9 protein-coding genes are annotated in these 13,167 nt (G+C 35.7%); 4 read left to right on the forward strand and 5 right to left on the reverse strand.

Going from position 1 to position 13,167, the window contains the following annotated elements; genetic code table 11:
• Positions 1 to 194 precede the first annotated feature (194 nt).
• On the forward strand, positions 195 to 1,088 hold the full coding sequence (locus Q0505_RS21335) for a DUF6268 family outer membrane beta-barrel protein (protein WP_299217733.1): 894 nt from the start codon (positions 195 to 197) through the stop codon (positions 1,086 to 1,088).
• A gap of 204 nt (positions 1,089 to 1,292) precedes the next feature.
• Positions 1,293 to 2,735 carry a DASS family sodium-coupled anion symporter gene (locus tag Q0505_RS21340; RefSeq protein WP_299217735.1) on the forward strand — a complete coding sequence of 481 codons (1,443 nt, stop codon included), beginning with the start codon at positions 1,293 to 1,295 and terminating at the stop codon, positions 2,733 to 2,735.
• An 81-nt stretch (positions 2,736 to 2,816) separates the two neighbouring features.
• On the opposite strand, the gene Q0505_RS21345 is transcribed toward Q0505_RS21340, so the two are convergent.
• Positions 2,817 to 4,523: an FG-GAP-like repeat-containing protein gene (locus Q0505_RS21345; protein WP_299217737.1), complete on the reverse strand. Its 1,707-nt coding sequence runs from the start codon at positions 4,521 to 4,523 to the stop codon at positions 2,817 to 2,819.
• Between the two features lie 302 nt (positions 4,524 to 4,825).
• Here Q0505_RS21345 and Q0505_RS21350 point away from each other — a divergent pair, with 302 nt between their 5' ends.
• The gene (locus Q0505_RS21350) at positions 4,826 to 5,452 is read left to right on the forward strand and encodes a hypothetical protein (protein ID WP_299217740.1); all 627 of its coding nucleotides are present in this window, start codon (positions 4,826 to 4,828) and stop codon (positions 5,450 to 5,452) included.
• A 503-nt stretch (positions 5,453 to 5,955) separates the two neighbouring features.
• On the opposite strand, the gene Q0505_RS21355 is transcribed toward Q0505_RS21350, so the two are convergent.
• The 4 genes from Q0505_RS21355 to Q0505_RS21370 form a co-directional block, all read right to left on the reverse strand.
• Positions 5,956 to 8,037, reverse strand: a complete 2,082-nt coding sequence (locus Q0505_RS21355; RefSeq protein WP_299217744.1) for a tetratricopeptide repeat protein — start codon at positions 8,035 to 8,037, stop codon at positions 5,956 to 5,958.
• 501 nt (positions 8,038 to 8,538) lie between these two features.
• Complete coding sequence (locus tag Q0505_RS21360; RefSeq protein WP_299217747.1) at positions 8,539 to 9,246, reverse strand: LytTR family DNA-binding domain-containing protein; 708 nt, start codon at positions 9,244 to 9,246, stop codon at positions 8,539 to 8,541.
• Positions 9,243 to 10,310, reverse strand: a complete 1,068-nt coding sequence (locus Q0505_RS21365) for a histidine kinase (protein ID WP_299217750.1) — start codon at positions 10,308 to 10,310, stop codon at positions 9,243 to 9,245. Before Q0505_RS21365 ends, Q0505_RS21360 begins: the two co-directional genes overlap by 4 nt.
• A gap of 516 nt (positions 10,311 to 10,826) precedes the next feature.
• Positions 10,827 to 11,342: a GTP cyclohydrolase gene (locus Q0505_RS21370; protein WP_299217753.1), complete on the reverse strand. Its 516-nt coding sequence runs from the start codon at positions 11,340 to 11,342 to the stop codon at positions 10,827 to 10,829.
• A gap of 211 nt (positions 11,343 to 11,553) precedes the next feature.
• Between Q0505_RS21370 and Q0505_RS21375 the strand changes: the two genes are divergently transcribed.
• Positions 11,554 to 12,864: a serine hydrolase gene (locus Q0505_RS21375; RefSeq protein WP_299217756.1), complete on the forward strand. Its 1,311-nt coding sequence runs from the start codon at positions 11,554 to 11,556 to the stop codon at positions 12,862 to 12,864.
• Positions 12,865 to 13,167: the final 303 nt, after the last annotated feature.

Consider the following 13,167-nt stretch of genomic DNA (forward strand, 5'->3'; position numbering starts at 1 on the left):
AGAAATTTCAAATAAAAACTTAATCAGATTCTGTTTGTCTTGATAAGACTCGCTATTCACGTATTAGAGTCCAATATCAATTATCTAATCCTTGGTATTATTACAATTATTATCGTAATATTAGCAAGATTTATTTCTATCCTTGAGCAAGGATTAAATATAGGAACCCTTGCAAAAAAATATACTTAATTTATATGCTTCTAGATTTTAAAAAATCGATCTTTATCTTACTGTTTATGAGCGGTTTTGTTCATGCGCAAATTTCAGAATTAGCACGTATAGAATATGTGGGCTTACCTGAAAGAGCAGAAAAGACAGGAACGTCTTTTAATAGATTTAGAGGGAGTGCTAACTATCCTATAAAGTTAAGGGAAGACACTTATTTTGTGGTAGGGGCAGATTTTAGTTATATCGATTTTAATATAGATCAAGATCTTGTTGGTTTTGATGCCAATAGATTAGATCGCTTTCAGTTATTAGATATTAATTTAGGATATACCACTAAGATTAACAAAGATTGGCGTATAGCAGTTCAAATACAACCCGGTTTTAGTACCAATGGAACCGTAAAGGAATTATCCATAAGAGATAACGGACTCATCTCTGGAGGTTTGTTTTTTTTAAACGATAAGAAAAAAGAGGAAATACCTCGTCAGCTTATTTTAGGAATTTCCGTTTCTGCTAATGGAGGATTTCCAATCTTACCCTTTATAAGCTACTATCGTAAGTTTCATTCAAATTGGTCTTATAAATTAGGAGTTCCTAAAATGAATATCCAATACCATATCTCCGAAAAGAATAGATTAAAATTTATTGTTAGATTAGATGGCTTTAGAACTAATTTACAGAGAGATGTTTTTGTTGAAGGTGAAGATGGACCTCAAAAAGTTAATTTCTTAAGACAACGTTTGGTCCTTGGAGGACTTCGGTACGAGTACAAGTTCACAAAGAATTTAGAATATTACATTAACGGGAGTTATGTGATTGATAATTCTATAGAGTTTAGAGGTGATTCTCAAAATACCATTTTAGAATTGCCAGAAGAAAATAATTTCTATTTAAAAACTGGGATTCGATTTAAACTATAACAGTAAAATTGAGGTTATTTTTTTGTTTTCCAAAGCAAGCTTTAAGGTAATTAGACTCCCATCTAAAATTGGGACAAACCCTAGATCCCGCTGAAAAGCGAGACTAGTTCAACTAGCCATTTTAAATTTGTTGTTTTACAACTTTTGAAAACGGCATTTTATTCATAAACTACATTTCATTCTTTTTCCGTAGTTTTAATACCGATGAATACATTTACACTTTCTAGAAAAATAGGGTTTCTCACAGGACCTATACTTTGTATTATTCTCCTTGCGATCCCTTTTACGATCGTGACTCCAGAAATAGATCGTGTGATCGCCATTGCAGCGTGGATGATTATCTGGTGGATTACAGAAGCTGTTTCTATTTCGGTAACCGCGTTAATTCCACTGGCTTTATTTCCGTTATTAGGTATCGGAGATATAAAAAGTGTCGCAAGTAATTATGCAAACCCTATTGTGTATTTATTCTTTGGAGGATTTGTAATTGCGCTTGCCTTAGAAAAAGTACAACTGCATAAACGTATTGCGCTCTCTATTCTTAAAATCACAGGGACCAAAGCCAATGGTATTGTTTTAGGATTTATGATTGCTACTGCTCTCATGAGTATGTGGATTTCAAATACCGCGAGTACCGTTGTGATGCTGCCCATTGCCGTTTCTGTGATTCAGCTACTTATAAACGACGCTGATGGTTTTACAAAAAATGATAAGAACTTTGCACTTTCCATTATGTTAGGCATTGCCTTTGCAGCAAACATTGGTGGGATGTCTACATTGATTGGAACACCTCCTAACTCTGTGATGCTTGCCTTTTTAAATGAAAATTACAACATTGATATCGGTTTTTTCCAATGGATGCAAATGGGCGTTCCTTTTGCTATTGTCATGTTGGCGATCACCTATTTCTGTATCACCCGTATTTTTTTTCCCAATCGGCTAGGAAAAATAGGAGGTTCTGGAGTTATTATTCAAAACGAACTTAAAAAGTTAGGCAAAATGAGTCGTGGCGAAAAAATCGTACTTGTCATTTTTTTATGTACTGCGCTGGCATGGATGCTCCGTAGCCAACTCAACACTTTATTGCCAGACATCATACTCACCGACACTACCATCAGTGTCATTGCGGCATTGGCTATGTTTACCATACCCTTAGATTTAAAAACTGGTAAATTTCCTTTAGATTGGAGAGATACGTCCCGATTACCTTGGGGAATCTTAATCCTTTTTGGTGGCGGACTCGCCCTTGCATCAGGTCTTAAAGATGCAGGGTTTATTGCCATGATTGGCGATTATATTTCTGGACAAACCGACTGGAGTATGTGGGTGGTGACTGCTGTCCTTATTTTCTTGATGCTCTTTATGACTGAGTTAATGAGTAATGTGGCACTGGTCACTATATTGGTCCCATTAGTTGTTGGAATTGCCATTGGAATGGATGTTCCCATTTTACAAATGGTCATTCCTGTGACTTTAGCCTCTAGCTGTGCCTTTATGCTTCCTATGGCAACACCTCCCAATGCTATTGTTTTTGCCAGTGGTCACGTGCGTGTAGATCAAATGGCACGTGTTGGGATTGTATTAAATTTAATTTCTGTAGGGTTGCTATTTGCCGTTGCCTATTGGATTGTGCCGTTGTTGTTTTAAAGGAGTATAAATGAGAGTATGCTTTCGTACTTCGGCTAGCTCAGTATAAACTTCACTTTCGTGAAATCGCAAGCGAACAAACTACCTCTTTATAAACTTGATATGTCTTGATCCGTTTTCAGAATTGAATCGTGCAACATACACTCCCACGGCTAATTGAGAAAGATCTAATTTCATCGTTGAATTTTCTATGGGTTTAATTTGAAGAACTTTGCCTGACAGGTCTGCTATTTGCAACGTTCCATTTATATAGTTTTGAATCCCCGAAATCTGTATTTCTGAATGACTCGGATTAGGATATAGTACTATTTTTTCTTGATCTATCTCTTCAAGTCCAAGTTGAGGATCTCCTTCTATTACCGTAAGGGTCGAATTAATCTGTGGGTTTGTAATCACATCTACAATCCCGCTTAACCAGTATATGTTGATAAAGTCTACTTCTGTAGCCTCGCCGATCCCAAAAAACTCATACGACGAATTTTGCCCTAAATACCCTTCTCCACAAAGCGTGTAGTTGTATTGTTTCTCACTATTGACAGAGATTTCTATAAAAGACCCGATTCCTTGTCGGTTGCTTTCTGTACCTTCTAATTTAATTTTAATCCAATTGTTCGCCGTAACCGTTTCATTTTGCCATAAAAATACATTATCAGGCAAGCAATTTAACACCGCAATTTCATACTTCCCATCATTATCTACATCTCCAATCGCATTACTGTAACTAATGGAAATATCCTCATCAAAACCTATATCATCAGGGATTGTATATAATCCGTTACCAATGTTGTTGTAATAGGCGGCACTCAACTGACCCGAGTCTGGATTATTGATGCTCGCACTTACATATAAATCTAAATCTGTATCAAGATCTGCATCCAAAAACACCGAACTCCATGCAAAGGACTGAAACAAAGTGCCATTATTGGGTGCTACATTCGTAAAGGTACCATCGCCATTGTTCCTCAAAAAAGCATTTCCTTGTTGACTATTGGTTACATAAATATCTAACCAACCATCACGGTTATAATCGCCTATAGTGGTAGACATCGCATCGATGGCAAGATCGGCATTAGCAGCTTCGGCTACGTTTGTAAAAGTCCCATCTTGATTATTATGATAGAGAATATTTTTATTTTGGATCTTATCATTTGAGACATAAATATCTTGCCACCCATCCTTATCATAATCAATCCACGCACTACAAAAAGAAAGGTCGTTTTCTTGAATGAGTTGGGCTTCTACAGACACATCGGTAAATGTTCCATCGCCATTATTTTTATAGAGAATATTAAACTGTGTATCACTATCAAAAAACCGAGACGCCACAAATACATCCAAAAAGCTATCGTTATTATAATCTCCCCAAGAAGCCCCAAATGATTGATGTCCAGGATTGGACAACCCTGCTGCTACAGTAGTATTTACAAAGGTAAGGTCACCTACATTCTCGTACAATCTATTATCTCCCGTTGGCTGATTACTGGTAGCAAAAAAATCATAATCGCCGTCGTTATCAATATCAACCCACTGCACCGACTTGGTTTGAAAAAGTTCGTCATTGATGCCTGGCAAATTGATTAACTCAAAAATACCGTTGTTATTTTTATAGAATCGCACGGGCAATCCCTCAGCAGAAGATACAGTCAGATCATCCCAACCGTCATTATCAAAATCAAAAAAGGAAATTCCGCCTCCATAGGTTTCGTTTTGGTCTTGACCCCACGAACTATTAGACAACCCTACTTCTTGGCTTTTCTCACTGAAAAAAACCTGCGCTTCAGAGACCACAGATATGAATAGGTAAAAAAAACAGAGAAGACACTTCAAATTTCTCACAGGATATGATGAATTAATGACTGTATAAATATAATCATTGTGAAGATAAAAGTGTACGCTTTCGTACTTCGTCTAGCTCAGTATAAACTTCACTTGCGTGAAAGCGTGAAAAGTACACACGTCATTTGAGTGAAAACGTATAATTACTGTACTTCCAGCCCAAATTCTATCTTTTTAAAACCCATTGACACTTCTTTTACATTTTTTTGACATCTTAGTGAAAAAGTCCCCGTAGTTTTATCAAAACACTACCAATGAGAAAACGATCTTTTTTTAAACACTTAGGCAGCAACAACAAAGCACTTATAGTAGTACTCATCCTATGTTCTGTTGTTACGTTTGGTCAAAACCATGATAAAGTTCACTTAATAGATCTTGATAGCACATGGGGAAAAGAAGTTTTCCCATTCCCAATTCGTTTTGCACAAAACATCAATTATGAAGGTGTTGAAGAAGCGCGATTTCCTCCAGAAGGATGGTCTGACGAAAACCATCAGAATTTCTGGTCGTATGCATTTGCTTGGGACATCAACCTGAATAAAAAAATAACCGAAGCAGAGCTCGCGTCAGATATAGAAAAATACTTTGATGGGCTTGTCGGAGACGAATTTATTAAAGGCCGAGAAACGTATAAAGCATCTGCTGTATTTATTGAAGTAGAAGGTGATGAGATGTATTCTGTTTTTAAAGGAAAAATTAAAACCTTTGATCGATTTACAACCAAAGAATTAATCACGTTGTATGTCTTGGTAGAAAGCCATTATTGTAAAAAAGAAGGAAGATCGATACTACTCTTTCGGTTTTCTCCCAAGAGGTTTACACATGAGGTTTGGAAAACCTTAGAAAATGTAAAGCTTAAAGAAGGGGTGTGTGATGAGTAATTTAATTCAAAGCGTAGTAACATTAAATCCGTACGCTTAATCTCAGTTTTTATAATGTACACTTATATTTTTCTTATAGGCGCTATTGCAGATGATTGACTGCATTATCAAATGACACTCTTATGTTCTTTTATTATCTAGAAACTAATGACAATTTATATAACACTAGAAAACACAAGCAGAGAACTAAATATACAGGAATGTAAATGATGTATTTCATAAGATGGCTTTAGTAGTAAGATGTCATCTTATTCATTTGGTTGCGTACAAATGCCAATTTTTTTAACATTTCTTGTAAAATTGACAAGATTGTTATTCTAAGTTTTCCCTCATTTCCGTTTCTCTCAAGGGGAGAAAGGCTTTGCTTTTTTTGGATCAAAAGCATAAAACATTTTGATAAAAATAATAAAAAAAAACAGCTCCTCACCTCAGCGAGGAGAGGTGACTGTATCGAGGCACGAGATACAGACGGAGAGGAGAGATAATTATTAGTAAGTTAAAAACTATCCTTTCTTCCAATGATCATCGATCATTTTTAAGAATTGTTGAGCTATAGGTATGTCTGGATATTTTAGTAAAAGTACTTTAGCTTTTTTTAAATCATCAGGACTCTTCTGAAATGAAACAACTCCAATAATCAATGTTCTAGCATAGTTGATTTCATAAACCTCTGGATTTTCCTGAACAAGAGTCTTATAGATTTTTCTAGACTCTACATAATAATCTAAAGCTAACTGAAATTCAGTTGTTATTGAAAGTAAATAGGCTAAATTACTTAATGTATTAGCAACTTGTGGTAAATATGCGGATGGGTTCTCTTTAGCAAGTTCTCTTGTTATTTCTAAAGATTTAATATGATTTTCTTGAGCTAATGAAAATTTATTAATATCTGAGTATAAAATGGCTAGATTGTTCAAACTCTTAGCTACATCTATCAAATATGTTTGAGGATTCTCCTCTGCAAGATTTTTCCATATCGCTAAGGTCTCCTCATATTCCTGTAAAGCTATTGGAAATTCATTCATCGCCGAATGTAAATTAGCTTGATTATTTAATGTTCCTGAAACATAAGGCAAAAACCTGCGAGGATTTTCTAAAGCAAGATTTCTATATATTGACAAAGATTCATCATACTTTTCTAAAGCTAACGTGTATTCATCTCTTCTTGAATGTATAAGAGCTTGATTATTCAACATCAATGCAATATTAGATAAATACTTCTGCGGATTCTCTTTAGCTAATTTTCTTTGTATTGTTAAAGCTTGTTCATATTCTTCTAATGCTAACACATATTCATACATATTCGAATGTAAATTAGCTAGATTATTCAAAGTCAATGAAACATAAGGTAAATAAATAAGAGAATCGCTTTCTAAAAGATTTTTATATATCGCTAAAGCTTCTTCATATCTATTTAAAGCCAATAAATATTCACTATTAGCTGAATTTAATAGACCTAAATTATTTAAAGTACCAGCTACGTTAGATAAATATTGTTTTGGGTTTTCTTCAGCAAGATGTCTTCGAATCATTAATGCCTCTTCATACTTTACTCGTGCTATTGCAAACTCATTTTTGTCTATATACAAACTTGCTTGGTTATTAAGTGTATCTGAAATATCAGATAAATATAAGTGAGGATACTTACCTTCAATGTTCTTATATATTATTAGAGCTATTTCATATTGATCTATAGCGTCATTTAAAAAATTAAACTCTTGCAAAAAATATCCAAACTTAAAATGATTATTTGCAGAAGGCTCTAATACAATTAAATCTTTATAAAATTGTATAGCTTCTTCATACGCAAATATGGCTTTAGAAGAATCTATTAACTCTTGTAATAGTTCTATTTTATCCTCTTTTTCTTTTTGCTTGTAGGCTTCATAAATCGCAGTTAAAGATTTAGGTTTCCGTTGTTGTACTGCTTCTTTAATCTTTTCTAAAATGGTTGCCAAATACGTATTCCCTTGAGATTTCAACTCTTCAATTTCTTGTGTTAACTCATCGGTTCGCTCATAAATCTTTTTTGTGGCTAATAATAGAACTTCTTTCATTTCTGGATCAATCACTCTTTCAGCATACCAATGTTGTATAGTAGTTCCTGCCTCTTCTTTTCCTTCCTTAAAGTCAATTTTATCTAACCAATCTCCTATATCTCTGGCGTCTATATTTCCTTTTTTAATTTCTTCCTGTATTTCAGAAAGCTGTTCTTTAATCGTAGATAATTCTATAACAATTTCGTCGTGTCTTTCTTGGTCAACGATTAATCGCAAATAATCATGCGCTTGGGACTGCTCCACTAGCCGTTTTTCAAAATACCTTAAAAAATCAAGCGTATCTGGTTTTACAATCTTTTTAGTGATGATATCTCTTTGCTCAATATGTGATTGTAGCAGTGATCTAAGTTCGCGTTCTTTTTGCACTCTTATCTCTTCATTTACAGACCAATCTTTAAGTGCTTTATCAAAAGCTACTTTTATTTGCTTGTCAACACCTTGTGCGCGAAACTTTTTGATAGCAGGATAGATTTCTAACGCAACACCCGCAGCAATACTAATTGCAAAAGAAGACAATGGTTCCATATACTTATTTGATGGTTTTCATAAAACGTTAATATACAGCTATAATAGTCATTAAAAAAAGGGTTTTGTTACGTTGGTAGTTTCGTTTGTGTTTTTTGTTAGAAACAAACATGCTCCCCTCCGTCTGTATCTCGTTGTAAACACTTCGACAAGCTCAGTGTGACATTTGTGGTGTTTATTTAAGTGAGGAGGAGCTTTTTATTTTTAGGATATAACAACTTTTAAAGTATTAAAGCTAGGTGGCTGAGTGATTTCGAAGAATGAGAAATTGTACCGAAGCCCCGAGTTCAAAACTGTTACATCAAAAAATAGAGTAACACTCTATTTTAGAGTACTACTCTATTTCTAGTGAATATGAGTTTGAACCTGTTGAAGGATCAAGAGATGACTATTGGTGGTAGTACTAGGCTACTTTGAATCAAAAAACAAAGGCTTTTCTCCCTCTGGGAGAAACGGGAATGAGGGAAATAAGAATTCCCCTCTCGGGGGTTAGGGAGCCTGCTAGGGGGCTTTTTTTAGTATGGAGAGTGCCTCCTCCTTATACTTCCCCCCAATAGGAATTTCTATGTTTCCGATTTCAATATCTTGTTGCGTAAACGCCGTGATATGATCACGGTTGACGATGTAGGACCGGTGTACGCGGATAAAAGAAGTATCGGGAAGTTGGTCTATAAAATGACTAATCCGTTCTTTAATGACAAGCGTTTCTGTGGTCGTATGAATCTTCAAATAGTCTTTGATACTTTCTATATACCTAACTTCTTCTAAGATGACTTTGACATGCTTTTTATTCACGTGAACAAAGATATGTGTGGGTACGGTGGTAACTTCTTGACTTAGAGTTTCCACAACTTTTGGAGTTACCACTTGCAATCGACTCACAGCTTTGAAAAAACGCTCAAACGTAATGGGTTTTAAGAGATAATCTTGGGCTTGCAATTCGTAACTCTCGACCGCATACTCGCGATAGGCGGTGGTAAAAATGACCTTAGGTGGATGCTGTAATGATTTTAAAAAATCAATCCCAGTGAGCTTTGGCATTTGGATATCTAGAAATAGCACATCTACTTGATTTTTAGATAAAAAATCTGCTGCCAATAGCGCGTTTTTAAACGATGCTCGATGCTCCAAAAAAGGAACATCAGCAATATGCTGCTCAAGTAAAGAGCGTGCTAAAGGTTCGTCATCTACTACTATACAAGTCATCATCGAGTGCGTTCTGTATGGATCCGTAAAGCTACACAATACCATCCATTTTCATCACTCACTTGGTATGAATAATCGGTATATAACAATTCCAACTGCTTCTTTATATTGGAAATTCCTATGCCTTTGGTATAGGCTGTATTATCTGTTTGTGATTCAATCGTCTTGGTATTTTTTACGGTAAAATAGAGCTGTGAACCTTCTTGTTTTAAATGGATATGAATCTTTGGAATCTCGGTACTGCCGCTCGCTCCGTGTTTAAATGCATTCTCTAGAATAGATAACAAGATGAGGGGTCCTATTTGTGTTTCGAAGTTTCTGGGGTACGCTTTCGCGAAAGCAATCTCAATATCATCGCCATACCGTAAACGTTCCAATACAATATAATTTTCCAACAAGGTGACTTCCTTTTTCAAAGGCACAAGTTTATCATTGCATTGGTATAACATGTAATCCAACATCGCCGAAAGTGTCGCTACCGTCTCTGGCGCTTTATCTGATTTCTGAAGCGTGAGCGCATATAAATTATTGAGTGTATTAAATAAAAAATGTGGATGGATCTGTGCTTTTAACGCGCCCAACTCGGCTTTATTCTTGTCGCGTTCTAGTTGAAGTAATGCTTTTTCGTTTTTGTTTTTCTGGGTAATCATACGATCTATTGTCATCGCAAGGGTTGCCATCAATAACGGAATCAAATATCCATCCAATAGAAATTCCCAATCACTAAAAATCTGTACGAATGATTCTTGCTCAAACGGACGTTCTCTAAAAATAGGTTCATACACATACACCGTAAATACCCGATCTAACGCACTTGCTACGTAAAATAACACCACTGTAAAAACCCCAAATAATAGATATTTCTTATTTCTATAGTAATATTGCAATAATACATTATTGAAAATATAGGCAACGATGAGATATGCTGGAAGGTGTTTTAAGTTTTGCGCAAAAATGGACCAAAAGGATTGTGAATTTCCTTCTTGAAAAAACTGAATCAATGCAAAACTGAAGAGTAAGACTCCCCAGAATAGGATGTGGTTTTTATGTGATTTTTTTTTGTTCAACTTTAGTGTATTATTATTTTCAATTTTATTCTTTTCTTTTTTTCATTGCCAAAAAAAAGAAACAAAAAAGTCTAGGCTTACGAAAGGTTGTCTAAATTTATTGTTCTATCCCTGAATTTCCGAAACTCGCTACGCTCAGACAGTCTGAAATTCTACGGGATATTCACTTCAAATTTTACGACAAATTTTCGAGAGCCAAAAAAATCAAAGTATAATAACTATTATTTTATTTTTTAGCTTTCTTTTTCTCTAGTATAGTAAAAAATTCTCGTTAAAAATTTTTGAAGCCTTGGAGAAAATTTAGAGAATTTTTTACGGTTTTTCGCTTCAAGCGAAAAAATACCTAAGAAATCAAAGATTCATAAGTTCCAAAATTTAAAATAGAAACCACACGCATAAAAAGTGTCTTTTCTTTTGGTTCGTTTTCTTTGGACAAGCAAAGAAAATGAACAATCACCATATGCTTATATCGATACTAAATCTTACTATTCTTATTTTCATATTCAATTCAAGTTATTAATCCAACACCGTAGGTTGTATCCCCGCAACGGTAATGCCGTGGCGCGTTAAAGTTTCTGTTTTCTTTTGATTTCCAGTAATCATTACAATCGACTTGACTTCCAATTGTTTTAAAATTTTTGCCGCTGCCGAAAAATCGCGGTTATCTTTATGAAAACCGACCGCTTCATACGCTTCGGCTTGTGGCATACCTTCTTTTTTAAGTGGTAATGTATTGAGTAAGGCATAATGTCCGTTGCCTTTTCCTTCTTGTTCCAACCAAATCACAATCCCTTTCCCTGCTCGTTCTATCAATTGTTGAGAGATTTCCATTTGCTCGCGACAATCACATTCTACACTATTAAAATGATGTGCAAAAATGCAGGATGAGTGTACGCGACATAACACCGCTTCTCCATTTTTTACATCACCCATCACCAGCGCATGCGACTCTTTGATTCCGTCATAAAAGAGGATTTCTCTGTATGTTCCGTATTTGGTTTTGATGGTTCCTTCGGCGAGTTGTACAATCATAATGATTAAAAATAGCTGTTATTTAGTGTAAAATTACAGCTATTCGACCAGATCAGATCTATCGTCGACTAAAAAGCCCTTGCCGAAGACGAGTCTTTTTATCTACGCATACGCACTCTCTATTTCTTTCAATCGCTCATTGGTCTATTTTTCAAAATCTACATGTCAATTTAAAGCACTTTTACGGTATCAATTCAACAAACGAATCGCCATGAAAAAATTTAAACTCAATAAAATCGGTCGCCGTTTCTGGAGAACTGTCTGTGTTTTATTTGGACTTTTAGTCATTTGGAATATCTACTATTTTTCTACGTTTACACGCTTTCGCGAAAGCGCACCCATCACCACCACCGTAAGTCATCCTGATTACAAAAACCCAATAGCAGAAGCCACTACCGTACTTGCCGCTATAGGGGAAGACAAAAAACTACCCTCGTTTTCTGTAGCGGTTGGACATCACGGAAAGGTTATTTGGTCGGCTGCGGTTGGGTATCAAGATATAGATGCAGGCATTGCCGCGACTCCCAAAACACAATACCGTATTGGAAGCACCTCAAAAGCTGTCACAACCACAGGAATTGCTCGTGCGGTGGATGCTCATAGAATACAGTTAGAGGTAATCATCGGAGATACGATTGTGAATTGGACAAAAAAGAAATGGGATTTTAGTATGCAACAACTCTTGAGTCATACGGCTGGTGTTGGTAATTATGAAGATTTTGGGATAGCTTCCGCGAAATATACCATGTGTAATTGTCATGAGTTTACAACTGCCTCAGAAGGATTAACCGTGTTTGACCCGTATGATTTGATTTTTGAACCTGGGACTTCATTTGCATATTCGACATTTGATATTAATCTTGCGAGTGTGGTTTTGGAACAGGCTGTTGGTACTCCTTTTCTGGAGTATATGGAAGCAAACATATTTCAGCCTTTAGGAATGAAGGACACATACGGCGATCACAACCGCCCAAAAACAGAAGACTTTGCTACCTTTTACGAAACTAGAAATGAGTATTACCGAGAGTTTCGAAGTTTTGAGCAAGTGTACGATATCAACTTAAGCTATAAATGGGCTGGCGGTGGGTTTATCTCCACTCCTACAGATCTTGTCAAGATGGGAAATGCCTATCTTAAAGATGATTCTTTTATCAGTCACGACACCAAAAGAAAATTCTGGACACCTATGAAATTAGACAACGGCGAGGTCAACGAACAACTCTATGCTTTAGGATGGCGCTCATATTTGGACTATACAAACCCCAATCTCCTAGACGGCAAAACCCCTGTATGGATGGTACATCATGGAGGCGTGAGTAAAGGATCTCAAAATTTCTTAATCCTTTTTCCGAATTATGACCTTGTGATCGATGCCTCTATCAACACGAATGTAGCTGACTTTGGAATCTTCTCTGATGAAGTGTATAAAATTGCAAATGTCTTCTTGAAAACTATAGAAAAGAAGGAGAAGGTACTTTACAGAGAAATCAAACTTAGTATTGAAGAAGCATCTGTTAAGTAAACTATCTCAGGGAAAACCCACGAGGGATTTTAAGGAAAGAAACCATTTAGTTTTAAGACAAGCCTCGGAGCATTTAAATCTCGATTATCGAGTAAAACCCGTACAAATACGGTTCATTTTTAGAAGGTTTATAACTATTTTGGCTCTATAAAAACAACCCTCCATGAAAATAACCATTACAAACAAATCTGCAATCACTGACGCGAAAAAAATTTTCCTTCTATTAACAGGAAACAGTTTTAAGGGTAGTGGCATTACGGTAGGAAAATCAACGCCTTTATCATCATTAACAAACAACTCTTT

This window comes from uncultured Dokdonia sp. (genome assembly GCF_937910895.1).
Lineage (GTDB): Bacteria > Bacteroidota > Bacteroidia > Flavobacteriales > Flavobacteriaceae > Dokdonia.